The following is a 25,025-nucleotide window of genomic DNA, read 5'->3' as shown; positions in this document are numbered from 1 at the left end:
TCTGACCGGCCTTGGCCGGAAGGGCAGCCTTTCACCACCGCCGCCACACGACTGGGACCAGAGGCATGAGCATCACCGTCTATTCCAAACCCGCCTGCGTTCAATGCACCGCCACCACCCGCGCGCTGGATGCGCGCGGCCTGTCCTATGACATCATCGACCTGACCGAGGACGACGCCGCGATGGAGCGCGTGACCGCCCTGGGCTATCGCCAGGCGCCGGTCGTGATCGCCGGCGACGCGCATTGGGCCGGATTCCGGCCCGACATGATCGGCGCACTGGCCTGACCCCGAAGGGGGATCTGGGCCATGGGCGGGATCGTCTATTTCTCATCGGCCTCGGGCAACACGGCGCGCCTGGTCGCGCGCCTTGGCCTGCCCGCCCGGCGGATCCCTATCTCGCCCTCGGACCCGATGCCCGCGGCGCCGGAACGCTATGTGCTGATCTGCCCGACCTATGCCGATGGCCAGGGCCGGGGCGCGGTGCCCAAGCAGGTCATCCGCTTCCTGAACGACCCCGAACGCCGCGCCGGATTGCGCGGCATCATTGCCGGGGGAAACCGAAATTTCGGCGCGACCTATGCCTTGGCAGGCCGGGTCATTTCCGACAAATGCAACGTCCCGGTCCTGTATCGATTCGAACTGGCCGGGACCGAGACCGATATTGACCGCATCGCTGCGGGGCTGAATGAATTCTGGGGGACGGAATGCTTGATAACGGCGTGAAGACGGGCAGCGTCAAGGCTGGCGGCGTGAAGGCTGGCGGGGCGCAGGCGGACGGCGTCAAGGAAACGCTGGATTATCACGCGCTGAACGCGATGCTGAACCTGTATGACGCGGACGGCCGCATCCGCTTCGACGCCGACCGCATGGCCGCGCGGCAGTATTTCCTGCAGCATGTCAACCAGAACACCGTCTTCTTCCACAACCTGGACGAGAAGCTGCGCTATCTGGTCGACGAGGGCTATTACGAGCCCGAGGTCCTGGACCAGTATTCCAAGAATTTCCAGCGCGCGATCTGGGACGCCGCCTATGCGAGGAAGTTCCGCTTCCCGACCTTCCTGGGCGCCTTCAAGTATTACACCAGCTATACGCTGAAGACCCGCGACGGGCAGCGCTTCCTGGAACGCTACGAGGACCGGGTGGTCATGGTCGCGCTGACCCTGGCGCGCGGCGACGAGGCGCTGGCCATGCGCTTCATGGAGGAGATCCTGTCGGGCCGCTTCCAGCCCGCCACGCCGACCTTCCTGAACGCGGGCAAGCAGTCGCGGGGCGAGCTGATCTCCTGCTTCCTGCTGCGGCTGGAAGACAACATGGAATCGATCGGGCGGTCCATCAACTCGGCCCTGCAGCTGTCCAAGCGCGGCGGCGGCGTCGCCTTGATGCTGACCAACCTGCGCGAGGCCGGCGCGCCGATCAAGGGGATCGAGAACCAGTCCTCGGGCGTCATCCCGGTGATGAAGCTGCTGGAGGATTCGTTCAGCTATGCCAACCAGCTGGGCGCGCGACAGGGGGCGGGCGCGGTCTATCTGAACGCGCATCACCCCGACATCCTGCGCTTCCTGGACACCAAGCGCGAGAACGCGGACGAGAAGATCCGCATCAAGACCCTGTCGCTTGGCGTGGTGATCCCCGACATCACCTTCGAACTGGCCAAGAAGAACGAGGACATGTACCTGTTCTCGCCCCATGACGTGCAGCGGATCTATGGCGTGCCCTTCTCGGAGATTTCCGTCACCGAGAAATATGCCGAGATGGTCGACGACAAGCGCATCAAGAAGAAGAAGATCAACGCCCGCGCCTTCTTCCAGACCCTGGCCGAGATCCAGTTCGAGAGCGGCTATCCCTATATCATGTTCGAGGACACGGTGAACCGCGCCAATCCCGTCCATGGCCGGATCACCATGTCGAACCTGTGTTCCGAGATCCTGCAGGTCAACGAGGCGTCGGAATTCAACGAGGACCTGTCCTATGCACATCTGGGCACGGATATTTCCTGCAACCTGGGCAGCCTGAACATCGCCGCGACCATGGACGGCCCGGATTTCGGCGCCACGGTCGAGGCCGCGATCCGCGCCCTGACCGCCGTGTCGGAAATGTCGGCCATCGATTCCGTGCCCTCGATCCGGCGCGGCAATGACGAGGCCCATGCCGTGGGCCTTGGCCAGATGAACCTGCACGGCTTCCTGGCGCGCGAGCATATCCATTACGGCAGCCCCGAGGGGATCGAGTTCACCTCGGTCTATTTCGCCGCGGTGGCCTATCACGCGATCCGCGCCTCGAACCTGCTGGCGCGGGAAAAGGGCCAGGTCTTCAAGGATTTCGACAAGTCGAAATATGCCGACGGGACCTTCTTCGACAAGTATACCGACCGCGACTGGCTGCCCACCCTGCCCGATGTCGCCCGCGTCTTCGGGGATGTCGCCCTGCCGACGCGCGAGGACTGGGCGGCGCTGAAGGCCGATGTGATGACGCATGGGCTTTACAACCGCAACCTGCAGGCGGTGCCGCCGACGGGCTCGATCAGCTATATCAACAACTCGACCAGCTCGATCCATCCGATCGTCTCGAAGATCGAGATCCGCAAGGAAGGCAAGATCGGCCGGGTCTATTATCCGGCGGCGTTCATGTCGAACGAGAACCTGGAATATTACCGCGACGCCTACGAGATCGGCCCCGAGGCGATCATCGACACCTATGCGGCGGCGACCGAACATGTCGACCAGGGGCTGTCGCTGACGCTGTTCTTCCCGGCCGAGGCCACCACGCGCGACATCAACCGCGCCCAGATCCATGCCTGGAAGAAGGGCATCAAGACGATCTACTACATCCGGCTGCGGCAGACCGCGCTGGAAGGGACCGAGGTGCAGGGCTGCGTGTCCTGCACATTGTAGGCAAGGCCGGGGGGCTGTCTGCCCCCCGGACCCCCCGAGGATATTTGAACCAAGATGAAAGAGGGGGTTCTTCGGCGATGAAGGATCAGGTGATGCGGACCGTGGCGCGGGCGGTGAACTGGAACCGGCTGGAGGACGAGAAGGACCTGGAGGTCTGGAACCGGCTGACGGTGAATTTCTGGCTGCCCGAGAAGGTGCCGCTGTCCAACGACGTCCAGAGCTGGGCGACGCTGCGCCCCGAGGAGCGCGAGCTGACCATCCGGGTGTTCACCGGGCTGACGCTCTTGGACACGATCCAGAATACCGTCGGCGCGCCTTCGATGATGCCCGATGCGATCACTCCGCATGAGGAGGCGGTGCTGTCCAACATCGCCTTCATGGAGGCGGTCCATGCGCGGTCCTATTCCTCGATCTTTTCCACCCTGTGCCTGACCAAGGAGGTGGACGAGGCCTTCCGCTGGTCCGAGGAGAACCCGCATCTGCAGGCCAAGGCGCGGCTGATCCTGGAGGAATACAAGGCGGGCAGCGATCCACTGAAGCGCAAGATCGCCAGCGTCTTTCTGGAGAGCTTCCTGTTCTATTCGGGCTTCTATCTGCCGATGTACTGGTCCTCGCGCGCGAAGCTGACCAATACCGCCGACCTGATCCGGCTGATCATCCGCGACGAGGCGGTGCATGGCTATTACATCGGCTACAAGTACCAGCGCGCCCTGGAGAAGCTGGATGCGGCGCGGCAGGCCGAGCTGAAGGATTTCACCTTCGCGCTGATCTTCGATCTCTATGACATCGAGCAGCGCTATACCGCGGAACTTTATGACGGCATCGGGCTGACCGAGGACGTGAAGGCCTTCCTGCATTACAACGCCAACAAGGCGCTGCAGAACCTGGGCTATGAGGCCTTGTTCCCGCCGCAGGTCTGCGAGGTCAATCCGGCGATCATGGCCGCCCTGTCCCCGGACAGCGAGAACCACGACTTCTTCTCGGGCTCGGGGTCGAGCTATGTCATCGGCAAGGCGGTCGCGACCGAGGACGAGGACTGGGATTTCTGATCCGGTCAAAGGTGGGAACAGGAGCGGGGTGCGGCTGATCGCGCCCCGTTTTTTTTATGCGTGCGGTGGGGTTATGTGGCGGCGCAGGCGAATTGGCCAAAAGGACAGGGGGATCGGCGGATTTCCGCTTTGACCCGTACTGACGACAACCTATAAGTGGCTCGTGTCCGGCCGCTTACCGGCTAACGGGGCCAAAACGGCGCTTCATTCACAGATTGACCTTTTTCGGAGTTACGCATGTCGAACCCTTCCATGCCGCATGATGCGATCACCTATAACGATGGCGATCTGCTGATGCTTGGCACTCCCTCATTCGCCGGCCCTGCAACCGCTACTCTCAGGGCACCGGCTTATGCGCATGTGTCGGTTTCGATCCCGGATCGGATCGAGTTGCGAGAGGGTCAGTCAGTCCTGGTGACGCTTGGCTTCAACAATATGACCATGAATTCGGTCAGCTACAATTATGGGATTTCAACCGTCGGCGGGACCGCGTCGCCGAACGATCTGGCGCCAGCGTCGGGCAGCGGGTCGATGTCAATCTGGTCAACCAGCCCGACCAGCCGCAGCACCCAGTTCCAGATCACCGCAAATCGCGACGGACAGGCGGAAGAAACTGAAACCGCCTACCTGAACATCAGTCTTGGCGGAAACATGCCCTTCGTCGATGGGACATATTCCAAGCGGATCGAAATCGCGATCATCGACGACAACCGGACGATCGGTACCGCTCGAAACGACATTCTCTACGGCACCTCGGGCGCGGACGAGTTCGCGGGCGGTGCGGGCAACGACACCTATCACGTCACCGCGGGCGACAGCATCCTGGAACTTGCCGGCGAGGGGATCGACCGCGTGGTCGCCGGCATCGACTGGACGCTGGGGAACCATGTCGAGAACCTGACCCTGACCGGCAGCGCCGATCTTGCCGGGCGGGGCAATGCGCTGGACAACCTGCTGACCGGCAATGCCGGCAACAACCGGCTGGAGGGCTTCGCCGGCAACGACACCCTGGTCGGCGGGGCCGGGCATGACCTGCTGCTGGGCGGCAATGGCAACGACCTGCTGCAGGGCGATGCGGGCAATGACACGCTGCGCGGCGGGGGCGGCGACGACCGGCTTTGGGGCGGCGCCGGGAACGACCTGCTGGAGGGCGGCATCGGCAATGACACGCTGATCGGACATGGCGGCAATGACCGCCTGATCGGCGGAGCCGGCGACGACCTGCTGAATGGCGGGGCGGGCAATGACCACCTGAATGGCGGCAACGGGCATGACCTCCTGAACGGGGATGGCGGGAACGACACGCTGATCGGCGGGGCCGGGAACGATACCTTGAACGGCGGCGCGGGGGCCGACAGCCTGGTCGGCGGTGCGGGGCATGACCTGCTGAATGGCGGGGCCGGCCATGACCTCCTGGATGGCGGGGCGGGCAATGACAGCCTGCAAGGCGGCGCGGGGGCGGACCGGCTGCTGGGTCGCGCGGGGCATGACCGCCTGGATGGCGGCGCCGGGCACGACCTGCTGAACGGCGGCGCGGGCGATGACACGCTGCTGGGCGGCGCCGGGCGCGACACGCTGATCGGCGGCACCGGGGCCGACATGCTGTATGGCGGCGCGGATCGGGTGCGCGACGTGTTCGTCTTCAACCAGTTGGCGGATTTCGGGCGCGGCGATGCGCTGGACCAGATCTTCGACTTCGTCTCGGGGATCGACGTGATCGATGTCAGCGCGCTGGATGCGAACAGCCGCCGCGCGGGAAACCAGGATTTCGCCTTCAGCGGCACCAGCGCGCAGGCCAACTCGGTCTGGTACAGCCGGCAGGGCGACGACCTGCTGGTGCAGGGTGACCGCACCGGCGACGGCCAGGCCGATTTCGCCTTCTGGCTCCGCGACCTGGACCGCCTGACCGCCGACGATTTCATCCTGTGAGGCCGGCGCCGGGACGACCCCGGCGCCGCATCAGCCCTTCGCATCCTCCAGCATCATGCGCGCGGCCTTTTCCGCGATCATGATCGTGGGCGAGTTGGTGTTGCCGCTGGTGATTGTCGGCATGACCGAGGCGTCGGCGATGCGCAGCCGCCCCAGCGCGCGGAAGCGCAGCCGCGGATCGACCACCGCGCCGTCATCCGCGCCCATCCGGCAGGTGCCGACCGGGTGGAAGATCGTGGTGCCGATATTGCCCGCCGCCGTGACCAGCTCGTCCTCGGTCTGGAAGGCGGGGCCGGGCAGGTATTCCTCGGGGGAAAACCGCGCGAAGGCGGGCTGGGCGGCGATCCGGCGCGCCAGACGGATGGCGCTGGCCGCCACCTGCCGGTCGCCCGGCGTCGAGAGATAGTTCGGCCGGATCGCCGGATGGGCGCGGAAATCCGGCCCCTTCGCATGGACCGAGCCGCGGCTTTCCGGCCGCAGGTTGCAGACCGAGGCGGTCATGGCCGGGAAGGGATGGACCGGGTCGCCGAACTTGTCCAGGCTGACCGGCTGGACGTGGAATTCCAGATCCGCCGTCGCCTTGTCCGGGCCCGAGCGGGTGAAGATCCCGACCTGGCTGGGCGCCATCGACATCGGGCCCGAGCGTTTCAGCAGGTATTCCAGCCCGATCGAGGCCTTGCCCCAGAGCCGCGAGGCCTTCTCGTTCAGCGTCGGCACCCCGGTGACCTTGAAGACCAGCCGCAATTGCAGGTGGTCCTGCAGGTTCTCGCCCAGGCCGGCGACCTCGACCTGCGGGGCGATGCCCGCCGCCTGCAAGGCCTCGCCCCGGCCGATCCCCGACAGCTCCAGCAGATGCGGAGAGCCGATGGCGCCGGCCGACAGGACGGTCTCTCGGGTGGCGCGGGCCTCCTTGCGGCTTCCCTCGTGATGGAAGGTGACGCCGCGGACCTCGCCCTCCTCGACGATCAGCCGCTCGGCCTGGGCGCCGGTCAGGATGCGCAGGTTGGGCCGGGCGCGCGCCGGGCGCAGGAAGGCCTTGGCGGTGTTCCAGCGGATGCCCGAGCGCTGGTTCACGTCGAAATAGCCGCCGCCTTCGTTGTCGCCGGTGTTGAAGTCATCGGTGCGCGGGATGCCGGCCTGTTCGGCCGCGTCCAGGAAGGCGTCCAGCACCGCCCATCGCACGCGGGCCTTTTCCACCCGCCATTCGCCGCCCGCGCCATGGGCGTCGGAGGCGCCGCGATAGTGATCCTCTTGCGCCTTGAACAGCGGCAGCACGTCGTCCCAGCCCCAGCCGGTGCAGCCCAGCTGCCGCCAATGGTCGTAATCCGCCGCCTGCCCGCGCATGTAGATCATGCCGTTGATCGAGGAACAGCCGCCCAGCACCCGCCCGCGCGGATAGCCAAGCACCCGGCCGTTCAGCCCCGGCTCGGGCTCGGTCCTAAAGCCCCAGTCGGTGCGCGGATTGCCGATGCAATAGAGATAGCCGACCGGGATGTGGATCCAGTGGTAATTGTCGCGCCCGCCCGCCTCCAGCAGCAGCACGCGGGTCCGGGGATCGGCCGAGAGCCGGTTGGCCAGCACGCAGCCCGCGCTGCCGGCGCCGATCACGATGTAATCATAGCTTTCCATTGCACACTCCATGCAGGGTCGACCCGCCTTCCGCAGGGGCTGGCCGTCGTGATCCGTCATGTGATCCGCCTGTCGGGATGGCCGGGAAGCGCAGCGCCCCCCGGCCAGAGCTCAGGACTCGGAGCGGAACCCGAGCTTTCTGCCCAGTTTCGTTGCGAAGAACTCGCCCACCAGGCCGCGACGGAACAGCAGGACGCAGACCATGAAGACGAGGCCGGTGATGATGGTGACGGGGACGTCGGATGTGGCCAGGAAGTTCTGCAGCGTCACCACCAGGCCGGCGCCGAAGACCGGGCCGGCCAGGGTGCCGATGCCGCCCAGCAGCGTCATCAGGATCACCTCGCCCGACATCTGCCAGGTCACGTCGGTCAGGGTCGCGAACTGGAAGACCAGCGCCTTCACACCCCCCGCAAGCCCGGTCAGCGCCGCCGACATCACGAAGGCGCCCAGCTTGTAGCGGCTGACCGAATAGCCGAGCGAGATCGCGCGCTGCTCGTTTTCGCGGATCGATTTCAGGATCATCCCGAAGGGCGAGTTCACGAAGCGCCAGATGATCAGCAGCCCGATGACGAAGACCGTCAGCACGAAGAAATACATGGTCATCGTGTCGCCGAGATTGATGATCCCGAACAGCCGGCCGCGCGGCACCGACTGGATGCCGTCCTCGCCATGGGTGAAGCGGGCCTGCAGGCAGAAGAAATAGAACATCTGCGACAGTGCCAGCGTGATCATCGCGAAATAGATCCCCTGGCGGCGGATGGCGATGGCGCCCATCACCAGCCCCAGCGCCGCCGCGCCCAGGACGCCCAGCAGGATCCCCGCCTCGGGCGACCAGCCCCAGACCTTCACCGCATGGGCGGTGAAATAGGCCGCGCCGCCGAAGAAGGTGGCGTGGCCGAAGGACAGCAGCCCGGTATAGCCCAGAAGCAGGTTGAAGGCCGCCGCGAAGAGCGCGAAGCACAGAAGCTTCATCAGGAAGATCGGATAGAGGAACTGCGGCGCCAGGATCAGCGCCACCAGCGCGATGGCCAGGAAGGCGATCTTGATCTGCCCGGCCTTCGCGTGGATGGCCACGGTCTCGGTCGCGGCGGGTTCGGATTTGCCTGCCATGTCACGCATCCTTTCCAAACAGACCCGCGGGACGCAGGATCAGGACGATCGCCATGATGACGAAGATCACGATGTTCGAGGCCTCGGGATAGAAGACCTTGGTCAGCCCCTCGACCACGCCCAGCATGTAGCCGGTGACGATCGCGCCCAGGATCGAGCCCATGCCGCCGACCACCACCACCGCGAAGACGATGATGATCAGGTTCGTCCCCATCAGCGGGCTGACCTGGTAGACCGGCGCCGCCAGCACGCCCGCGAAGGCCGCAAGCCCCGCGCCAAGCGCATAGGTCAGCGTCAAAAGCAGGGGCACGTTGATGCCGAAGCTCTGGACCAGGACCGGGTTTTCGGTCGCGGCGCGCAAGTAGGCGCCCAGCCGGGTCTTCTCGATCATGAACCAGACCGCGAAGCAGACGATCAGCGAGGCGATCACCACCCAGCCGCGATAGATCGGCAGGAACATGAAGCCCAGGTTGACCGCGCCGGTCAGCTGCGCCGGCGCCGCATAGGGCTTGCCCGAGGCGCCGAAGAAATAGCGGAAGGTTCCCTCGATCGCCAGCGCCAGCCCGAAGGTGAACAGGAGGCCATAGAGATGGTCCAGTTTATACAGCCGCGACAGCATCGTGCGTTCGACGATGGCGCCGAACAGGCCCACGAACAGCGGCGCCAGGATCAGCGCGAACCAGTAGTTCACGCCCCCCACCGTCAAGAGCAGCAGCGCCACGAAGGCGCCCAGCATGTATTGCGCGCCATGGGCGAAGTTGATCACCCGAAGCAGGCCGAAGATCACCGCCAGGCCAAGGCTCAGCAGCGCATAGAAGGACCCGTTGATCAGCCCGACCAGCAATTGCCCCATCAGGGCCTGGACGGGTACGCCGAAAATCATCGTCATCTCACACCCCCAGTTCCCGATGCAGCATGTCCATCTGCGCCTCCAACTCGGCCACCGGGAACTCGGCCGCCATCCGGCCGTGATCCATCAGGTAGAAGCGGTCCGCGACCTTGGACGCAAAGCGGAAGTTCTGTTCCACCAGCACCACGGTCATGCCCCGCGCCTTCAGCTTGCGCAGCACCTCGCCGATGGCGTTGATGATCACCGGGGCCAGCCCCTCGGTCGGCTCGTCCAGCAGAAGGCAGCGCGCGCCGGTGCGCAGGATCCGCGCCATGGCCAGCATCTGCTGCTCGCCCCCCGACAGCTTGGTGCCCTGCGAATTGCGGCGTTCCTTCAGGTTCGGGAACAGCGCATAGATCTCCTCGACCGACATGCCGCCCTCGGCGACCTTCGGCGGCAGCAGCAGGTTCTCCTCGACCGAGAGCGTCGCGAAGATGCCGCGTTCCTCGGGGACGAAGCCAAGCCCGGCCCGCGCGGTCCGGTGCAGGGGCACCGACATCATGTCGCGGCCGGCGAAGCGGATCGCCCCCTGGCGCTTGCGCAAGATGCCCATGATGGTGCGCAGCGTCGTGGTCTTGCCCATGCCGTTGCGGCCCAGGATGCAGATCATCTCGCCTTCGTCGACATGCAGGTCCACGCCATGCAGCACATGGCTTTCCCCGTACCAGGCATGCAGCCCGGCCACTTCCAGAAGCGGGGCGCTCATTCCTCGTTCCCCATATAGGCGGTGCGCACCCGCGGATCGGCCGAGACGGTGGCATAGTCGCCCGCCGCGATGATCTCTCCGCGTTGCAGCACGGTGACGTGGTGGCAGATGTCGGCCACGACGCTGAGATTGTGTTCCACCATCAGCACCGCGCGCTGCGTCGCCACCTCGCGGATGATGCCCGCGACCATGGCCACGTCCTCCTGGCCCATGCCGGCCATCGGCTCGTCCAGCAGCAGGACCTCGGGGTCCAAGGCCAGGGTGGTCGCGATCTCCAGCACGCGCTTCCTGCCATAGGACAGGTCGGCGGCGCGGCTGTCGCGATAGGGCGTCAGGCCCAGGTCGGCCAGCAGCGCCTCGGCCCGCGCGTTCAGCCGGTCCAGCGACGACAGCGGCAGCCAGAACTGCGTCGAGAGCCCGTTCGGCCGCTGCAGCGCGACGCGGACGTTTTCCAGCACCGTCAGATGCGGGAAGACGGCCGAGATCTGGAAGGACCGCACCAGCCCCATCCGCGCCACCTTGTCGGGCTTGGTCTGGGTGATGTCGGTGCCCAACAGCTCGATCCGGCCCCGCGTCGGCTGCAGGAACTTCGTCAGCAGGTTGAACACCGTGGTCTTGCCCGCGCCATTGGGCCCGATCAGCGCATGGATGCGCGCGTGATGCACATCCAGGTCGACATCGTTCACCGCCGTGAAACCCGCGAAATCCTTGCCCAGTCCGCGGGCGGACAAAACCACCCGCGGATCGGCCACTTCTGCGGCCACTGCACTCATCCCTGAACCAGCGGGCAGCCGCTTTCGGCCGGGTCCATATAGGCCTCGTCGCCCGGAATCGTCGCCAGCACGTTGAAATAGTCCCATTCCTCGGTGATGTCGCCCGGCGCCTTCACTTCCAGCAGATAGACGTCCGAGATCATCCGCCCGTTCGGCGCGACCTTGCCGCTCTCGGCGAAGAAATCCTCGACCGGCATCTCGTGCAGCTTGGCGGCGACGGCCTCGGTCTCGTCGGTGCCGGCGGCCTCGATCGCCTTCAGATAGGAGGTCACGGCGGAATAGGTGCCGGCATGGACCATGTTCGGCATCGCGCCGGTGCGTTCCTTGAAACGCTCGGCGAATTCGCGCGATTCCGGGGTGCGGTTCCAGTAGAAGCTTTCGGTCAGGGTCAGGCCCTGCGCGGAATCGGCGCCGATGCCATGCACCTCGGCCAGCGTGAACAGCAGCGCGGCAAGGCGCTGGCCGCCGGCGGTGATGCCGAATTCGGCCGCCTGCTTGATGCTGTTCTGCGTATCCGCCCCGGCATTGGCCAGCCCGATCACCTTCGCGCCCGAGGCCTGCGCCTGCAGCAGGAAGGACGAATAATCGGTGATCGCCAGCGGATGGCGCACCGCGCCCAGAACCTCGCCGCCCTGCGACTTGACGAATTCGCCGGTATTTTCCTCCAGCGAATAGCCGAAGGCATAGTCGGCGGTCAGGAAATACCAGCTGTCGCCGCCTTCCTTCACCAGCGCGCCGCCGGTGCCCACGGCCAGCGCATGGGTGTCATAGGCCCAGTGGAAGCCATAGGGCGAACATTGCGCGCCGGTCAGCTCGGTCGTGGCCGCGCCGGTAGTCATGGTGATCTTCTTGGCATCCACGCTCAGCGCCTGGACGGCCAGCGCCACCGACGAGGTGGTCAGTTCCATGATCGTGTCCACCTGCTCGGTGTCGTACCATTGCCGGGCGATGTTCGAGGCGATGTCGGGCTTGTTCTGGTGGTCGGCGGTGACGACCTCGATGGGCGCGTCCAGGACGGTGCCGCCGAAATCCTCGACTGCCATCCGCGCCGCCTCGTAGGAAAACTTGCCGCCGAAATCGGCATAGACGCCCGACTGGTCGTTCAGGATGCCGATCCTGACCTTGCCGTCGGAGATCTCGGCCAGAGCCGGGGCGGCCAGAAGGCCGAGCGAGACCGACGAAAGAAGCAGCTTGCGCATTTGGGGTTCCCTCCCTGGGATCTGCACCCGCGCCCGGCATCTGCCGCGCCGGTTGCAGGTAAAACACATGTTCAGCAATGACGCGGACGGCTCCTCGCTCCGCCCGGACCGACGAAAGGATGACGCCATTCCGGCTTTGACACAAGTGTGCAGATCTGATTAATTTCATACAGGTTCTGAACATTTATGAACAGGCATGGCGGATTTCAGCTGGGACGATCTGCAGTTCTTCCTGGCCGTCGCGCGGGACGGCCAGCTGTCGCGCGCGGCGCGGCGGCTGGGGACCTCGCATGTCACGGTCTCGCGCCGGATCGACCGGCTTGAACAGGCGATGAAGCTGCGCCTGTTCGAACGCAACCCGCGCGGCTACGAGCCCACCGCCGCCGGCCGCCGCCTGATCGAGACGGCCGAGCGGATGGAGGAGGCCGCGCAGCGCATCCCGATCGACCAGGGCACCGCATGGGGCCAGGCGCGGCCGCTGCGGCTGGCGGTGCCCGAGGGGTTCGGCAGCTTCTTTTCCACCCATCTGCTGCCCGAATTCACCCGCCGTTTCCCGCTGATCTCGTTGGAGCTGATCACCATGACCCAGGTGCTGTCGCTGTCGCGGCGCGAGGCGGAACTGTCGGTGACGCTGGACCCGCTGACCAACGGCCCCTACCGGTCCGAGCGGATGGTGAACTATACGCTGCACATCTTCGGCGCGCGCAGCTACCTGGCGGCCAATCCGCCGATCCGCAGCCGCGACGACCTGCCCGACCACCGCTTCATCGGCTATATCGAGGAGATGATCTTCGCCCCGGGCCTGGACTATCTGGGCGAATTGCACCCGGCGATCCGGCCCTCGATCAAAAGCTCCAGCATCTTCAACCAGCTGGCGGCGGCGCGGAACGGGCTGGGGCTGTGCGTGCTGCCCCATTACATCGCCAGCCGCCATCCCGATCTGCAGATCGTGCTGCCCGACGAGGTGCGGCTGACCCGCACCTACTGGATGACCTGCCACCGCGACGTGCGCCACATGCGCCGCGAACGGGCGGTGATCGAGTTCCTGACCGACAGCCTGCGGGCCCGCGAGGGAACGGTGCTGAACCGCGAGGGCGGCCTCAGCCCGCCCGAAGCCGTGCCACCAGCCGCCAGGCCCGGCGCAGCACCGTAAGCCCCGCCCCCAGCGCCACGATCCACAGCGCGGCATTCAGCACCTGGCCGTGCCAGCCCAGCAGCGGCTCGAACAGCGACAGGCCCGCGGCGCCGGTCATCACCGCCATGCGGTGCTGCTTGGCCATCGGGCCGCTGAAATCCGCCCCGGCGCCGCAATTGACGCCCAGCTCGCGCAGGTAGGCGGTCAGGAAGGCCATGCCGGCGGCGGCCCAGCCGAGCGCGGGATCGCCCACGGCCAGCGCCGCGCCCATCAGGATCAGCAGGTCCGACACCCGGTCGGGAAATTCGTTCCAGAAGCCGCCATCGGGGGCGCCGCGCCCGGCCTCGACCGCGACCATGCCGTCGAACAGGTTGCACAGCAGGCGCAGCTGCACGAACAGCCCCGCCGCGACCAGCAGCGCGACGCGGGTCGCGCCCCCCGCGCTGCCTGCGCCCCAGAATGCCGCGCCGGCCAGCAGCGCCGCCACCATGCCCGCCTGCGAGATCTGGTTGGGCGTGACGCTTGTGCCCGTCAGCCAGCGGGTCACAGAGGCTGCCCAGCCGGTCTGGCGGCTGGCCAGGGGGCGGCGGTTTTCCGTTCCGGTCATCCCATGCTCCAGAAATAGCGGGTCAGGTGGAAGAAGATCGGGGCGGAAAAGACCACCGAATCCAGCCGGTCGATGAAGCCGCCATGCCCGGCGATGGAATGGCCCCAGTCCTTGACGCCCCGGTCGCGCTTGATCGCCGACATGACCAGCCCGCCGAAGAAGCCCATCATGGTGATGACCAGCCCCATCAGCCCGGCCTCCAGCGGTGAAAACGGCGTCATCCACCACAGCCCGGCCGCGATCAGCGTGGCCGACAGGCTGCCGCCGACGAAGCCCTCGACCGTCTTCGAGGGCGACAGCTTCGGCGCGATCCTGTGCCGCCCGATCAGCTTGCCCCAGACATATTGCAGCACGTCCGACAGCTGCACCACGACCACCAGGAAGGCGATCAGCAGCACGTTGCGCCCCTCGAATCCTGGAATGTTCAGGTTCAAGAGCGCCGGCACATGCGAGGCGCAGAAGACGCAGATCATCAGCGCCCATTGCATTTCCGCCACCCGGACCAGGTAGTTGCGCGTCTCTCCGCGCATGGCCGAGACGATCGGCAGCAGAAGGAACACCCAGACCGGGATGAAGATCGAGAACAGCCCGTACCAGCCGATCCAGATCAGGTAATACTGCACCGGCAGCACGACGAAGAAGGCCCCGACCAGCGTCCAGTGATCGGCGCGGGTGGCATTGGTCAGGGTCATGAACTCGCGCAGCGCCGCGAAAGAGCAGAAGGCGAACAGCAACAGCACCCCGGTCCGCCCGCCCAGGAAGGCCAGCGACATGGCGATGACCATGATCCACCAGGCGCGGATGCGGGCGTTCAGGTTCTCGATGGCGGCATTCTCGCCATTCGGGGACAGGCGGCGCTGCAACACCCAGCCGATGGCGGATGCCAGAAGCAGCACCGCGCCGATCCCGGCGATGACGGCCAGAAGGTCGGAATGAGGGGCGATCATCGGCCGTTCTCCGGGTTCGGGCGCAGGGCCAGCAGGGCGCCCTGGGCGCGGGCCAGGAAGGCGTCCTTCGCCTCGCCCTGCGCCAGGTGCAGCGGCGCGCCGAAGATGGTGCGGCACATCAGCGGCACCGGGATGAAGCTGCCCTTGGGCAGCACGCGGTTCAGGTTCTCGATCCAGACCGGCACCAGGTCCACCTCGGGACGCGCGGCGGCAAGGTGGTAGAGCCCGCTTCGGAAGGGCAGCAGGGCCTCGTCGGTCAGGTTGCGGGTGCCCTCGGGGAACAGGATCAGCGAGGCGCCCTGATCCAGCGCCCCGGCCATCAGCGCGACGGGGTCGCTGCCGGGATCGCTGCGCTGGCGGTCGATCAGCAGCGCGTTGAACACGTCGCCGCCGATGAAGCCGCGCAGGCCCCCGCCGCCCCAGTAATCGGCCCCGGCCACCGGCCGGGTGCGGTCGCGCAGCCGCGGCGGCAGGGCCGACGAGACCAGGATGAAGTCGCCATGGCTGGCATGGTTGGCGAAATAGACGCGCGGGCGGCGCCCGGCCGGGTCGGCATCGGGGTCCAGCCCCTGCCAGACCGCCTGCACCGCCGTCACCAGCCGCGCGAAAAGACTGATCGCCCGCCCCGTCAGCCGGGCGGCGCCGCGTCGCAACGCCCCGATCCCGCGTCCCCTGGTCATTGAAATCCCCGCATTACAATGCCGCCACAGTGTCTTCGCCCGCGCCGGGATGCAATCGGGAACGTGGGGCGGGAACGTGGGGGCGGGAACCTGCGGCGGCGGCCTAGCCCGCGCGGGGATCGGTGATCTCGGTCACCAGCGGCTCCAGCCCGTCGATCTGGACGGTGACGCGGCTGCCGGCCAGGACCGGGCCCACGCCGGAGGGCGTGCCGGTAAAGATCAGGTCGCCCGGCGCCAGCGCCACGAAGCGCGACAGATGCGCGATCACCTCGGGCACCGACCAAATCATCTGCGACAGGTCGCCCTGCTGGCGGGGCTCGTCATCGACCAGCAGCCGGATCGCGCCCGACTGCATCGGGCCGGTGGCTGCGACGGGGCGCAGCGGGCCGCAGGCGGCGGAATGGTCGAAGCCCTTGGCCATGTCCCAGGGCCGCGACATCTTCTTGGCCACGCTCTGCAGGTCGCGGCGGGTGAAGTCGTTGCCCGCCGCAAAGCCCCAGACATGCGCCGCCGCATCCTCGGCCGCGATCGCCGCGCCGCCCTTGCCGATGGCCACGACCAGTTCGGCCTCGTAATGCAGGTCGGCGGTCATCGGCGGATAGGGCAGCGCCGCGCCGTCCGACAGCAGCGCATCCGAGGGCTTGGCGAAGAAGAAGGGCGGCTCGCGGTCGGGGTCATGGCCCATCTCGCGCGCATGGTCGGCATAGTTCCGGCCCACGCACCAGATCCGGCGCACGGGAAAGCGGGCCTCGGATCCGCTGACGGGCAGCGAGGGCTGCGGCGGGACGGGAAGGACATAGCTGGTCATCGGATCGGGCGGCCCCTGGAAAACGGCGGATGCGGGGCCGAGTGTTCCGGCAAGCGCCGCCGGGGTCAAGGCGGAAACCCCGGCCGCCCGCGCGGCAGCGGGGCGGGGCGCGGGGGCGGTCTTTACAATCGCCGCCGAAAGGCGCATCGGCGCGCCATGCTGGAAATCTCGCTCGACCTGATCCTGTTGCTTCTGGCCGCGGCCTTCGCCGCCGGCTTCGTCGATGCCATCGCCGGGGGCGGCGGGCTGATCACCCTGCCGGTGCTGATGCTGGCCGGGCTGAGCCCCGCGCAGGCGCTGGCCACGAACAAGGTGCAGGGCGCCTTCGGGGCGGCCACGGCGGCGGCCAGCTATGCCGCCAGCGGGCTGGTGGACCTGCGCAGCCAGTGGCGGCCGGCGCTGCTGGCCGGGCTGGCGGGCGCGGCGGGGGCGGTGCTGATCAGCAACATCCCGACCGAGGGGCTGCGCATCGTCCTGCCGGTGATCCTGATCGGCATCGCCATCTTCTTCGCGCTGAAGCCGGGGCTGAACGACCTGGACCGGACGCAGCGGCTGACGCCCGCGCTGTTTGCGCTGACCGCCGTGCCGCTGATCGGCTTCTATGACGGGCTGGTCGGTCCCGGCGCGGGGTCCTTCTACATGATCGCCTTCGTGACGCTGGCCGGATACGGGGTGCTGAAGGCGACCGCCCATACCAAGCTGCTGAACTTCGCCTCGAATATCGGCGGGCTGGCGGCCTTCGCGCTGGTCGGCCAGCCGATGTGGCTGCTGGGGCTGGCGATGGGCGCGGTCCAGATCCTGGGCGCGGTGCTGGGATCGCGACTGGCGGCGCGGACCGGGGCGCGGCTGATCAAGCCGCTGCTGGTCGTCACCTCGACCGCGCTGGCGCTGCGGCTGATCTGGCAGATGATCTGACCGCCCGAGACGATGGGGATGGCGATGGGAACGCCAGGAATGGCCGGTGCCCGCTCTGCCAAGAGGCACCGGCCGGACCTTGGGACTGGACAGGGGCGATGGGGACGCCCGCGCGCGGCGCCATGGAAGCACGGGATTGAAACAGCCGCGTGACGGAGTTCAGGCTGGAAAGCCGGGGGCGGTGCGCATCTCGCCGGTGGCGATGCCGCGCCAGTTGCGGATCGGCTGCGGCAGATGGCGCGAAACGGCGGGATCGTCCGGCGCCAGCGCGCCCAGATGGACCAGAAGCGCGGTGATCGCGGCCTCGGCGGCGCGGGTGGCGCCGTCGCGGATCTTCAGCGCGACGCCCAGGCCCCGTTCGGGCAGGATGGCCACGAAGACCGCCTCGGCCCCGGTCTTGGCCGCCACCCGGCCGCCCGTGGCGCGCATCAGGATGGTGCAGGCCCGCCCCTCGCCCGCGACCAGCTCGGGATGGGCGCGCATGGCATCGACCAGGCGCCGCATCGCCTGCCCGCGCCGGTCCGCGCCCGGATCGGCGAAGGCCGCCATCGCCCGGCCCAGCCCCTCCAGCGTGCAGGCATGGTTCGGGGCCGAGCAGCCGTCGATGCCGAAGCCGGGGCTGGTCTCGGCCGTGACCTCCTCGAAGGCGGCCTTCACCGCCTGCTGCACGGGATGGTCGGGATCGACATAGTCCGGCCCCGCCCCCAGATGCCGGCCCAGGGTCAGGAAACCCGCGTGCTTGCCCGAGCAGTTGTTGTGCAGCTGGCAGGGGCTTTCGCCCGAGCAGGTCAGCCGGCGGTTCTCGTCCCGGTCGCGCGGCATGTGGCAGCCGCAGCGCAGGTCGGATTCGGCCAGGTCCAGCGCCTGCAGCCACCGACCCACGCCTTCGACATGGATCCTGCCGCCGCTGTGGCTGGCGCAGGCCAGCGCCAGCTGGCGGCTGCCCAGCCCCGCCGCATCGGCCGCGCCGCTTTCGACCAGGGGCAGCGCCTGGATCATCTTGCACGAGGAGCGGGGGAAGATCACCGCCGCCGGCTGGCCCCAGGCCTCGACCACGCCGCGCGCGTCGCAGACCACCGCATGGCCGCAATGGAGGCTCTCGCGCAGGTCCCCGCGCCACAATTCGATCAATTCCGCTGCCCGCATCGCAAATTTTTCCCTGACAATTGCGCGATTTTACCGCTTGTGCTCTTTTGCACGGGATGATTTTCGCTATCGTGTCCGCAGATGGTTGAAAAGACCACAGCAATCGGGAACAACGCCGGCCGAAGCGGCGAAACATGGCAGGAGGCCAGAGCATGAAGACCACCACGCTGCGCGGCATGAGCGCCATCGCAGTTCTGATCGCCGGGCTGGGGACAGCCGGCGCACAGGAATCGACCAATGTCGTGGCGACGGAAGGCGACTGGACCGTCTTCGCGGCCGACAATCCCCAGGAATGCTGGGCGGTGTCGCCGCCCAAGTCGACGGTCAACACCCGCGATGGCAACACGGTCGAGGTGACCCGCGGCGATATCCGGCTCTATGTCGCCTATCGCCCCGGCCAGAACGGCGAGGTCTCGTTCACCGGCGGCTATCCCTTCGCCCCCGATTCGACGGTCGAGGTCGATGTGGGCGGGCAGAAGTTCAACCTGTTCACCGAGGGCGAAAGCGCCTGGACCGGCAGCCCCTCGGATGACGAGCGGCTGATCACGGCGCTGCGCGCGGGATCGAACGTGGTCGTCACCGGGCGCTCGGCGCGCGGCACCACCACCAAGGACACGTTCAGCCTGATGGGCATCACCGCCGCGACGAATACCGCGCGGTCGCGCTGCCAGTAATCCGGCACGAGGCCGGAAGGAAGGGGGGCGCTGCCCCCCGTCACCTTGCGGTGACTCCCCCCGGGATATTTGGGCCAAGATGAAAGGGTCGGTTGAACTGCCGGCCCGTTTCGCTTATCTGCAGGGCTTTCTTGCAAATCCTCGGTAGCCCCATGTCCGCCCCCATCACGCAGGATGTCCTGACCATTCCACGCAAACTGCCCGAGGGCGGCCGGACGAATCTTGTCGGGCTGACGCGCGAGCAGCTGCGCGAGGCGCTGATCGCGGCGGGCACGCCCGAGAAGCAGGCGAAGATGCGCGTGGGGCAGATCTGGCAATGGATCTATCACTGGGGGGTGCGCGATTTCGCCCTGATGACCAACCTGGCCAAGGATTACCGCGCCCTGCTGGCCGAGCGGTTCGAGATTGCCCTGCCCGAGATCGTCACGCGCCAGGTCAGCGCCGACGGGACGCGCAAATACCTGCTGCGCATCGCCGGCGGCCATGAGGTCGAGGCGGTCTATATTCCCGAGGAGGGGCGCGGCACGCTGTGCGTTTCCAGCCAGGTGGGCTGCACGCTGACCTGTTCCTTCTGCCATACCGGCACCCAGAAGCTGGTGCGCAACCTCACCGCGGGAGAGATCGTCGGCCAGCTGATGCTGGCCCGCGACGACCTGGGCGAATGGCCGGTGCCCGGCGCGCCCAAGGACGAGACGCGGCTGGTCAGCAACGTGGTGCTGATGGGCATGGGCGAGCCGCTTTACAATTTCGAGGCGGTCCGCGATGCGATGAAGGTCGTCATGGATGGGGAGGGGCTGAGCCTGTCGCGCCGCCGCATCACCCTGTCGACCAGCGGCGTCGTCCCCGAGATCGCCCGGACCGCCGAGGAGATCGGCTGCCTGCTGGCGGTCAGCTTCCACGCCACCACTGACGAGGTGCGCGACCGGCTGGTGCCGATCAACCGGCGCTGGAACATCGAGACGCTGCTGGCCGCCCTGCGCGACTATCCCCGGCTGTCGAACAGCGAGCGGATCACCTTCGAATACGTGATGCTGGACGGGGTGAACGACAGCGATGCCGATGCGCGGCGGCTGGTGCAGCTGATCCGCGGCATTCCGGCCAAGATCAACCTGATCCCCTTCAACGAATGGCCGGGCGCGCCCTACAAGCGGTCAAGCTGGGAGCGGATCGAGGCCTTCGCCGACATCGTCCACAAAGCCGGCTATGCCAGCCCGATCCGCACCCCCCGCGGCGAGGACATCATGGCCGCCTGCGGCCAGCTGAAATCGGCGACCGAGCGGGGACGGAAGTCGAAGGCGCAGATCGCGGCCGAGGCGGCGGGGTAGCGGCCCTGATCCGGGTGTACATGTCGTGCGCCAGAAGGACTTCGAGGCTTATCCATCTTGATGGCCGTTTTCGGGACGATGCGGACGCTTGAGGACAAGTTCGAACTGACCGACCTGGAGCAAGATGAGAACCCGGACTGGTCGCGATCACTCTGCTTCGGCGGGGGTCACCGGCCGGTCGTTCTTGATGTTGATGGGCAGAGCGAACGCCAGCTCTTCCTCTCCCATATCGCTGGTAAAGGGGAAAAGCTTCAAAGTTCTGATGGCGTTCAGGGCATGCGCGTCGACTTGCGGGTTGCCGGAGCTCTCCTCGATCTGCGCACCGCTCACCTCGCCGTCAGGATTGACCATGAACTTGATCTTCACCATGAAGTCACCCCAAGGACCGTTCTCTCGAAGTTCCGTGGGTATCCTTACGGCCCTTGACATATAGGAACCGATCATCGCGAGCCAATCTGCCTTATTTCCGACGATGATCATGGTTCGCCCCGCCTCGTCCTGAGCGGCCAGGACCTTTTCCGATTTCGCCAGCCTCGGCTCGGCGTTGCCAGAGCCTGCAAAGCTGAAGGCAATCAGCACGGGCAGAATAAACTTCATTGAAACCTCCGTCTGGTGGGAAACATCGCTATCTACCCATGGCCCAATTTCCTGCCCCGATCCTGGCACCAGCACAGGAGAACGTCAAAGCACTAATTGATGCTCGCCTATCCCCGAAGCGAACGGCCGCAAAGCGGACGAAGCGGACGTTCAGCAAGAAAGGTGACACCAGGCTCGAGGTGTCTATACTGGGCATGCACGGCCGTTAGTCATCTGCCAAAACCTGTGCGGAGACTGGACAAAATACCAGAGTAACTGTTCAGAAGAGGCAGTAGAAGAATGAGGCTCGGAGGGAGGATTTTCTGTGCAGTTCTGATTCTGTGTGCTGCCTCAATCGCGAAATGCTCCATCGTCCAACGGGCAATGATTGCCAGAGTTGCTTAGTGCAGCAGATGGAAAGATGCTGACAGAAGTCTTTGGAGATATAGACGCCGTATGCCTTGTCCCTGAATATACATTTACAGCAGATTTTGTTGAGCCGTTTGGCTTCAAGGTCAAAAAGAACAGATATGTCGGGGAGCTGGAAACGGGCCTTGTTGTCCTGGATGGTTCCGAGGAGGATTTCTTCCTGCTAACGACCTCCCAAGGCGGTGCTTACATCGGAGAAGGCTGCTTCGATCCGAGACAGCGCAGGTTCGAAGTCGAAACAATCGTGCATCCTGAAGCAGAAGAAACCTACCAAAAACTCGTTGTCGTTAAGGTCAGGTAGACGACGTCGTCGGGATCCATGAACGTCCGGTGTGGGCTCCAAACCAACCGCCAACGCTCAGCCTGGCTTCCCCCAGCCATCGATGATCGCCACCGCTTCCTCGGCGGTTTCGGCATAGTGGAACAGCTCCAGGTCCTCGTCGCTGATCGTGCCGGCCTCGGCCAATGCGCGCCAGTCGATGATCCGGTCCCAGAATTCGCGGCCGAACAGCAGCAGCGGCACCTGGGCCATGCGGCCGGTCTGGATCAGGGTCAGCGTCTCGAACAGCTCGTCCATCGTGCCGAAGCCGCCGGGAAAGATCACGATCGCCCGCGCGCGCATCAGGAAATGCATCTTGCGGATGGCGAAATAGTGGAAGTTGAAGCACAGGTCGGGCGAGACATAGCGGTTCGGCGCCTGCTCGTGCGGCAGCACGATGCCCAGGCCGATGGACTTGCCGCCCGCCTCAAGCGCCCCCAGGTTGCCGGCCTCCATCACGCCGGGACCGCCGCCGGTGCAGATCACGAAATCGCGGCCATCCGTCTCCAGCGACCGCCGGGTCATCACCTGCGCGAAAAGCCGCGCCTCCTCGTAATAGCGCGACAGCGCCGCAAGCGCGGGCGTCCGGGCCAGGCCTGCGTCGGCGGGGGCGGGAATGCGGGCGCCGCCGAACATGACCACGGTCGATTCGATCCCGGCCTCGTCCATCAGCATCTGCGGCTTCAGCAGCTCCAGCTGCAGCCGCACCGGGCGCAGCTCCTCGCGCAGCAGGAAATCGCGGTCGGTGAAGGCCAGCCGGTAGGAGGAGGAACTGGTCTGCTCGGTATCGGGGCCGTGTTCGGCGCGGACGGCGTCCTCGGTGCTGTGCGGCAGGGGGTGGGCGCGGTCTTCCAGTTCGCTCATCGAAGCCTCGGGCATTTTCGGGGCCGGGCGGATTGCGCGGCCTTTTCCACAGGCTTATAGCCCAGAGCCGACAGTTTCCACCCAAGGCGCATGACAGATCGAGGAGAGGCCGCCATGACCCAAGCTCTAGAGACCGCCATCGAGGCCGCGTGGGAACACCGCGCCGAGATCACCAGCGCCACGAAGGGCGAGGCACGCGAGGCCGTGGAAGAGGCGCTGAACCGCCTGGATACCGGCGCGCTGCGCGTCGCCGAGAAGCGCGGCCAGGACTGGCATGTGAACCAGTGGGCCAAGAAGGCGGTGCTGCTGTCCTTCCGCCTGAACGACATGGAGGAAATGCCGGGCGCGCCGCAGGGCGCCAGCTGGTGGGACAAGGTCGACACCAAGTTCAAGGGCTGGGGCGCCAGCCAGTGGGCGGCGGCCGGCTTCCGCGCGGTGCCGGGCGCGATCGTGCGCCGCTCGGCCTTCATCGGCAAGGGCGCGGTGCTGATGCCCTCCTTCGTCAACCTGGGCGCCCATGTGGGCGAGGGCACGATGGTCGATACCTGGGCCACGGTCGGCTCCTGCGCGCAGATCGGCAGGAACGTCCACCTGTCGGGCGGCGTCGGCATCGGCGGCGTGCTGGAACCCTTGCAGGCCGGCCCGACCATCATCGAGGACGACTGCTTCATCGGCGCCCGCTCCGAGGTGGTCGAGGGCTGCATCGTCCGCGAGGGCTCGGTGCTGGGCATGGGCGTCTTCATCGGCCAGTCCACCAAGATCGTCGACCGCGAGACGGGCGAGGTCATGTATGGCGAGGTCCCGGCGGGATCGGTGGTCGTGGCGGGCTCGATGCCCTCGAAGAACGGCGTGAACCTCTATTGCGCGGTGATCGTCAAGCGCGTGGACGCGAAGACCCGCGCCAAGACCTCGGTCAACGAATTGCTGCGCGACTGACCGGCGCGCCGGGGCAGGGCGGCCCCTTCCGGGCCGCCTTCGCCGCACGCCCTCGTGCCGTCAGAAAACCCGCTGGACGGCGCGCGACAGAAAGAATCCGCGCCCGTCCTGATTGCGGCATTCAAGGCCCTGCTGCGAGGAATGGCAGGTAAAGCCGCCGAATTCGCCGGTGACGCCATAGGGCGCCTGTTCGAAAAACTGCACATTCGGCCCCGGATCCCGGCACGCCATCTGTACCGGCCCCCGGTCGCGCATCATGAAGACATGCCCCCATGCCGCATTGCAACCGGCGGGGCGGGGCAAGGCGGGCGGGCCGTGGCGATCATGGATCACGCAGATGATGTCGGCCCCGTCCGCCTCCATCCCGACCGAGCAATCGACATTGCCCGACGGGGTTTCGAAGGTGAAGACATCCGCGACGGCGGGCATGGCCATCAACAGGCAGACGACAACCGCGCGCAACATCTCTCGCCCCCCGCAACCCCTGACCCTCACAGCGTTGCGCCATGCCCGCCTCCTGTCAAGCATTCGCGACATCGCGCAGGCATGTCGGGGCATCTCGATCCTGCCCCCCGCCCCCCCCGCGCGCTCCCGCTGCTTCTTCGTTGTCCAAATACCCACGGACTCGACCCCGCGCGCGCGCGGCGCTATGCCCGATGCCAGGACGCCAGCCGGGAGGGGAACATGCGCGACATCGCCGATCTGCAACTGAGGAATATCCAGCTTGACCTGGACGAGGAAGGCATCGCCACGGTGGTGCTGGATCGCCCCGAGAAGCGCAACGCGCTGGATCTGACGACCATCGACGAACTGGTCGAGATCTTCTCCACCCTGCCCCGCGCCGGCGTGAGGGCGGCGATCCTGAAGGCCAATGGCGATCACTTCAGCGCCGGGCTGGACCTGGTCGAGCATCACCGCGAGAACCGCAGCGCCTCGGACTTCATGCATGTCTGCCTGCGCTGGCACGAGGCGTTCAACAAGATGGAATATGGCGGCGTGCCGATCATCGCCGTTCTGAAGGGCGCGGTGGTCGGCGGCGGGCTGGAGCTGGCTTCGGCCGCGCATATCCGGGTGGCGGGGCCGGACACCTATTTCGGCCTGCCCGAGGGCCAGCGCGGGCTGTTCACCGGCGGCGGCGCGACGATCCGGGTGGCCGACCTGATCGGCAAGGCGCGGATGATCGACATGATGCTGTCGGGGCGGCTCTATCGCGGCCAGGAGGCGGTGGATGTCGGCCTCTGCCAGTATCTGGTCGAGGATGCCGAAGCGAAGGCGCGGGAAATCGCCCGCAACGCGGCACAGAATCCGCCGCTGTCGAATTTCGCGATCTGCTCGGCGATCAGCCACATGCAGAACATGAGCGCGCTGGACGCCGCCTATGCCGAGGCGGTGGTGGCCGGGGTGGTGAACACGCAGGAGGCCGCGAAGGCGCGGCTGGAGGCCTTCGCCAGCGGCACGGCGAACAAGATCGTGCCGCAGGGCTGACC

The 25,025-nt window shown here is 66.6% G+C and carries 26 protein-coding genes; 12 read left to right on the top strand and 14 right to left on the bottom strand.

The genetic code is table 11. The annotated features are described in order from the left end of the window. Positions 1–65 precede the first annotated feature (65 nt). The 5 genes from nrdH (at position 66) to C9E82_RS12130 (ending at position 5,871) form a co-directional block, all read left to right on the top strand. Complete coding sequence (gene nrdH / locus C9E82_RS12150) at positions 66–287, top strand: glutaredoxin-like protein NrdH (RefSeq protein ID WP_119899667.1); 222 nt, start codon at positions 66–68, stop codon at positions 285–287. 21 nt (positions 288–308) lie between these two features. Further along, the gene (nrdI, locus tag C9E82_RS12145; RefSeq protein WP_119899669.1) at positions 309–725 is read left to right on the top strand and encodes a class Ib ribonucleoside-diphosphate reductase assembly flavoprotein NrdI; all 417 of its coding nucleotides are present in this window, start codon (positions 309–311) and stop codon (positions 723–725) included. Between the two features lie 92 nt (positions 726–817). Beyond that, the gene (gene nrdE, locus C9E82_RS12140; protein WP_244936022.1) at positions 818–2,893 is read left to right on the top strand and encodes a class 1b ribonucleoside-diphosphate reductase subunit alpha; all 2,076 of its coding nucleotides are present in this window, start codon (positions 818–820) and stop codon (positions 2,891–2,893) included. Positions 2,894–2,970: 77 nt separating this feature from the next. After that, positions 2,971–3,942: a class 1b ribonucleoside-diphosphate reductase subunit beta gene (gene nrdF / locus C9E82_RS12135; RefSeq protein WP_119900680.1), complete on the top strand. Its 972-nt coding sequence runs from the start codon at positions 2,971–2,973 to the stop codon at positions 3,940–3,942. Positions 3,943–4,473: 531 nt separating this feature from the next. Next, positions 4,474–5,871 (top strand): calcium-binding protein, encoded by a 1,398-nt coding sequence (locus C9E82_RS12130; protein ID WP_170162167.1) that lies wholly within the window; start codon positions 4,474–4,476, stop codon positions 5,869–5,871. A 30-nt stretch (positions 5,872–5,901) separates the two neighbouring features. On the opposite strand, the gene C9E82_RS12125 is transcribed toward C9E82_RS12130, so the two are convergent. The 6 genes from C9E82_RS12125 to C9E82_RS12100 form a co-directional block, all read right to left on the bottom strand. Further along, positions 5,902–7,500, bottom strand: coding sequence for a GMC family oxidoreductase (locus C9E82_RS12125; RefSeq protein ID WP_119900678.1), 1,599 nt, complete (start codon positions 7,498–7,500; stop codon positions 5,902–5,904). A gap of 111 nt (positions 7,501–7,611) precedes the next feature. Further along, a complete protein-coding gene (locus C9E82_RS12120) occupies positions 7,612–8,610 on the bottom strand; it encodes a branched-chain amino acid ABC transporter permease (RefSeq protein WP_119900677.1) in 999 nt (332 codons plus the stop codon). A gap of 1 nt (position 8,611) precedes the next feature. Continuing rightward, positions 8,612–9,499, bottom strand: a complete 888-nt coding sequence (locus tag C9E82_RS12115) for a branched-chain amino acid ABC transporter permease (protein ID WP_119900676.1) — start codon at positions 9,497–9,499, stop codon at positions 8,612–8,614. 1 nt (position 9,500) lies between these two features. Further along, positions 9,501–10,205 (bottom strand): ABC transporter ATP-binding protein, encoded by a 705-nt coding sequence (locus C9E82_RS12110; protein ID WP_119900675.1) that lies wholly within the window; start codon positions 10,203–10,205, stop codon positions 9,501–9,503. Continuing rightward, the gene (locus C9E82_RS12105; RefSeq protein WP_119900674.1) at positions 10,202–10,978 is read right to left on the bottom strand and encodes an ABC transporter ATP-binding protein; all 777 of its coding nucleotides are present in this window, start codon (positions 10,976–10,978) and stop codon (positions 10,202–10,204) included. The genes C9E82_RS12110 and C9E82_RS12105 overlap by 4 nt, the downstream gene beginning before the upstream one ends. Beyond that, complete coding sequence (locus C9E82_RS12100; RefSeq protein WP_119900673.1) at positions 10,975–12,177, bottom strand: ABC transporter substrate-binding protein; 1,203 nt, start codon at positions 12,175–12,177, stop codon at positions 10,975–10,977. Before C9E82_RS12100 ends, C9E82_RS12105 begins: the two co-directional genes overlap by 4 nt. A 196-nt stretch (positions 12,178–12,373) precedes the next feature. On the opposite strand from C9E82_RS12100, the gene C9E82_RS12095 reads away from it, so the two are divergent. Then, the gene (locus tag C9E82_RS12095) at positions 12,374–13,330 is read left to right on the top strand and encodes a LysR family transcriptional regulator (RefSeq protein ID WP_119900672.1); all 957 of its coding nucleotides are present in this window, start codon (positions 12,374–12,376) and stop codon (positions 13,328–13,330) included. On the opposite strand, the gene C9E82_RS12090 is transcribed toward C9E82_RS12095, so the two are convergent. From C9E82_RS12090 to C9E82_RS12075, 4 genes are all read right to left on the bottom strand, one after another. Then, complete coding sequence (locus C9E82_RS12090; protein ID WP_119900671.1) at positions 13,278–13,919, bottom strand: CDP-alcohol phosphatidyltransferase family protein; 642 nt, start codon at positions 13,917–13,919, stop codon at positions 13,278–13,280. The genes C9E82_RS12095 and C9E82_RS12090 overlap by 53 nt on opposite strands. Beyond that, positions 13,916–14,866 (bottom strand): phosphatidate cytidylyltransferase, encoded by a 951-nt coding sequence (locus tag C9E82_RS12085; protein ID WP_119900670.1) that lies wholly within the window; start codon positions 14,864–14,866, stop codon positions 13,916–13,918. The genes C9E82_RS12090 and C9E82_RS12085 overlap by 4 nt, the downstream gene beginning before the upstream one ends. Next, positions 14,863–15,546, bottom strand: coding sequence for a lysophospholipid acyltransferase family protein (locus C9E82_RS12080; protein ID WP_119900669.1), 684 nt, complete (start codon positions 15,544–15,546; stop codon positions 14,863–14,865). Before C9E82_RS12080 ends, C9E82_RS12085 begins: the two co-directional genes overlap by 4 nt. A gap of 103 nt (positions 15,547–15,649) precedes the next feature. Then, the gene (locus tag C9E82_RS12075) at positions 15,650–16,354 is read right to left on the bottom strand and encodes a fumarylacetoacetate hydrolase family protein (protein ID WP_119900215.1); all 705 of its coding nucleotides are present in this window, start codon (positions 16,352–16,354) and stop codon (positions 15,650–15,652) included. Positions 16,355–16,510: 156 nt separating this feature from the next. Between C9E82_RS12075 and C9E82_RS12070 the strand changes: the two genes are divergently transcribed. After that, on the top strand, positions 16,511–17,269 hold the full coding sequence (locus tag C9E82_RS12070) for a TSUP family transporter (protein ID WP_119900214.1): 759 nt from the start codon (positions 16,511–16,513) through the stop codon (positions 17,267–17,269). 159 nt (positions 17,270–17,428) lie between these two features. Here C9E82_RS12070 and C9E82_RS12065 read toward each other — a convergent pair whose 3' ends face one another. Continuing rightward, positions 17,429–18,415, bottom strand: coding sequence for an asparaginase (locus tag C9E82_RS12065; protein WP_119900213.1), 987 nt, complete (start codon positions 18,413–18,415; stop codon positions 17,429–17,431). 152 nt (positions 18,416–18,567) lie between these two features. Between C9E82_RS12065 and C9E82_RS12060 the strand changes: the two genes are divergently transcribed. Both C9E82_RS12060 and rlmN read left to right on the top strand, forming a co-directional pair. Continuing rightward, positions 18,568–19,089: an invasion associated locus B family protein gene (locus tag C9E82_RS12060; RefSeq protein ID WP_119900212.1), complete on the top strand. Its 522-nt coding sequence runs from the start codon at positions 18,568–18,570 to the stop codon at positions 19,087–19,089. Between the two features lie 152 nt (positions 19,090–19,241). Beyond that, positions 19,242–20,414: a dual-specificity RNA methyltransferase RlmN gene (gene rlmN / locus C9E82_RS12055; RefSeq protein ID WP_119900211.1), complete on the top strand. Its 1,173-nt coding sequence runs from the start codon at positions 19,242–19,244 to the stop codon at positions 20,412–20,414. Between the two features lie 147 nt (positions 20,415–20,561). Here rlmN and C9E82_RS12050 read toward each other — a convergent pair whose 3' ends face one another. After that, on the bottom strand, positions 20,562–21,011 hold the full coding sequence (locus C9E82_RS12050) for an energy transducer TonB (RefSeq protein WP_119900210.1): 450 nt from the start codon (positions 21,009–21,011) through the stop codon (positions 20,562–20,564). A 400-nt stretch (positions 21,012–21,411) separates the two neighbouring features. Between C9E82_RS12050 and C9E82_RS24095 the strand changes: the two genes are divergently transcribed. Next, the gene (locus C9E82_RS24095; RefSeq protein WP_147393128.1) at positions 21,412–21,720 is read left to right on the top strand and encodes a hypothetical protein; all 309 of its coding nucleotides are present in this window, start codon (positions 21,412–21,414) and stop codon (positions 21,718–21,720) included. A 57-nt stretch (positions 21,721–21,777) separates the two neighbouring features. Here the strand turns inward: C9E82_RS24095 and C9E82_RS12045 are convergent, their stop codons facing one another. Beyond that, positions 21,778–22,602: an LOG family protein gene (locus C9E82_RS12045; RefSeq protein ID WP_119900209.1), complete on the bottom strand. Its 825-nt coding sequence runs from the start codon at positions 22,600–22,602 to the stop codon at positions 21,778–21,780. A 114-nt stretch (positions 22,603–22,716) separates the two neighbouring features. Between C9E82_RS12045 and dapD the strand changes: the two genes are divergently transcribed. After that, the gene (gene dapD / locus C9E82_RS12040; protein WP_119900208.1) at positions 22,717–23,538 is read left to right on the top strand and encodes a 2,3,4,5-tetrahydropyridine-2,6-dicarboxylate N-succinyltransferase; all 822 of its coding nucleotides are present in this window, start codon (positions 22,717–22,719) and stop codon (positions 23,536–23,538) included. A gap of 60 nt (positions 23,539–23,598) precedes the next feature. Here dapD and C9E82_RS24995 read toward each other — a convergent pair whose 3' ends face one another. Further along, positions 23,599–24,246, bottom strand: coding sequence for a DUF6636 domain-containing protein (locus C9E82_RS24995; protein ID WP_244936020.1), 648 nt, complete (start codon positions 24,244–24,246; stop codon positions 23,599–23,601). Here C9E82_RS24995 and C9E82_RS12030 point away from each other — a divergent pair. Continuing rightward, on the top strand, positions 24,223–25,023 hold the full coding sequence (locus C9E82_RS12030) for a crotonase/enoyl-CoA hydratase family protein (RefSeq protein ID WP_119900206.1): 801 nt from the start codon (positions 24,223–24,225) through the stop codon (positions 25,021–25,023). The two genes, C9E82_RS24995 and C9E82_RS12030, sit on opposite strands and share 24 nt — an antisense overlap. The last annotated feature ends 2 nt before the right edge of the window (positions 25,024–25,025 follow it).

The sequence above is a fragment of the Paracoccus sigandri genome (genome assembly GCF_003709565.1).
GTDB classification, from domain to species: Bacteria; Pseudomonadota; Alphaproteobacteria; order Rhodobacterales; family Rhodobacteraceae; genus Paracoccus; species Paracoccus siganidrum.
The sequence above is the reverse complement of the archived record's forward strand: the minus strand, read 5'-3'. Positions and strand labels throughout refer to the sequence as shown.

Coding starts and splice junctions, on each gene's coding strand:
- nrdH (WP_119899667.1), top strand. CDS start 66: ATGAGCATCACCGTCTATTCCAAACCCGCCTGCGTTCAATGCACCGCC.
- nrdI (WP_119899669.1), top strand. CDS start 309: ATGGGCGGGATCGTCTATTTCTCATCGGCCTCGGGCAACACGGCGCGC.
- nrdE (WP_244936022.1), top strand. CDS start 818: ATGCTGAACCTGTATGACGCGGACGGCCGCATCCGCTTCGACGCCGAC.
- nrdF (WP_119900680.1), top strand. CDS start 2,971: ATGAAGGATCAGGTGATGCGGACCGTGGCGCGGGCGGTGAACTGGAAC.
- C9E82_RS12130 (WP_170162167.1), top strand. CDS start 4,474: ATGTCAATCTGGTCAACCAGCCCGACCAGCCGCAGCACCCAGTTCCAG.
- C9E82_RS12125 (WP_119900678.1), bottom strand. CDS start 7,500: ATGGAAAGCTATGATTACATCGTGATCGGCGCCGGCAGCGCGGGCTGC.
- C9E82_RS12120 (WP_119900677.1), bottom strand. CDS start 8,610: ATGGCAGGCAAATCCGAACCCGCCGCGACCGAGACCGTGGCCATCCAC.
- C9E82_RS12115 (WP_119900676.1), bottom strand. CDS start 9,499: ATGACGATGATTTTCGGCGTACCCGTCCAGGCCCTGATGGGGCAATTG.
- C9E82_RS12110 (WP_119900675.1), bottom strand. CDS start 10,205: ATGAGCGCCCCGCTTCTGGAAGTGGCCGGGCTGCATGCCTGGTACGGG.
- C9E82_RS12105 (WP_119900674.1), bottom strand. CDS start 10,978: ATGAGTGCAGTGGCCGCAGAAGTGGCCGATCCGCGGGTGGTTTTGTCC.
- C9E82_RS12100 (WP_119900673.1), bottom strand. CDS start 12,177: ATGCGCAAGCTGCTTCTTTCGTCGGTCTCGCTCGGCCTTCTGGCCGCC.
- C9E82_RS12095 (WP_119900672.1), top strand. CDS start 12,374: ATGGCGGATTTCAGCTGGGACGATCTGCAGTTCTTCCTGGCCGTCGCG.
- C9E82_RS12090 (WP_119900671.1), bottom strand. CDS start 13,919: ATGACCGGAACGGAAAACCGCCGCCCCCTGGCCAGCCGCCAGACCGGC.
- C9E82_RS12085 (WP_119900670.1), bottom strand. CDS start 14,866: ATGATCGCCCCTCATTCCGACCTTCTGGCCGTCATCGCCGGGATCGGC.
- C9E82_RS12080 (WP_119900669.1), bottom strand. CDS start 15,546: ATGACCAGGGGACGCGGGATCGGGGCGTTGCGACGCGGCGCCGCCCGG.
- C9E82_RS12075 (WP_119900215.1), bottom strand. CDS start 16,354: ATGACCAGCTATGTCCTTCCCGTCCCGCCGCAGCCCTCGCTGCCCGTC.
- C9E82_RS12070 (WP_119900214.1), top strand. CDS start 16,511: ATGCTGGAAATCTCGCTCGACCTGATCCTGTTGCTTCTGGCCGCGGCC.
- C9E82_RS12065 (WP_119900213.1), bottom strand. CDS start 18,415: ATGCGGGCAGCGGAATTGATCGAATTGTGGCGCGGGGACCTGCGCGAG.
- C9E82_RS12060 (WP_119900212.1), top strand. CDS start 18,568: ATGAAGACCACCACGCTGCGCGGCATGAGCGCCATCGCAGTTCTGATC.
- rlmN (WP_119900211.1), top strand. CDS start 19,242: ATGTCCGCCCCCATCACGCAGGATGTCCTGACCATTCCACGCAAACTG.
- C9E82_RS12050 (WP_119900210.1), bottom strand. CDS start 21,011: ATGAAGTTTATTCTGCCCGTGCTGATTGCCTTCAGCTTTGCAGGCTCT.
- C9E82_RS24095 (WP_147393128.1), top strand. CDS start 21,412: ATGCTGACAGAAGTCTTTGGAGATATAGACGCCGTATGCCTTGTCCCT.
- C9E82_RS12045 (WP_119900209.1), bottom strand. CDS start 22,602: ATGAGCGAACTGGAAGACCGCGCCCACCCCCTGCCGCACAGCACCGAG.
- dapD (WP_119900208.1), top strand. CDS start 22,717: ATGACCCAAGCTCTAGAGACCGCCATCGAGGCCGCGTGGGAACACCGC.
- C9E82_RS12030 (WP_119900206.1), top strand. CDS start 24,223: ATGCGCGACATCGCCGATCTGCAACTGAGGAATATCCAGCTTGACCTG.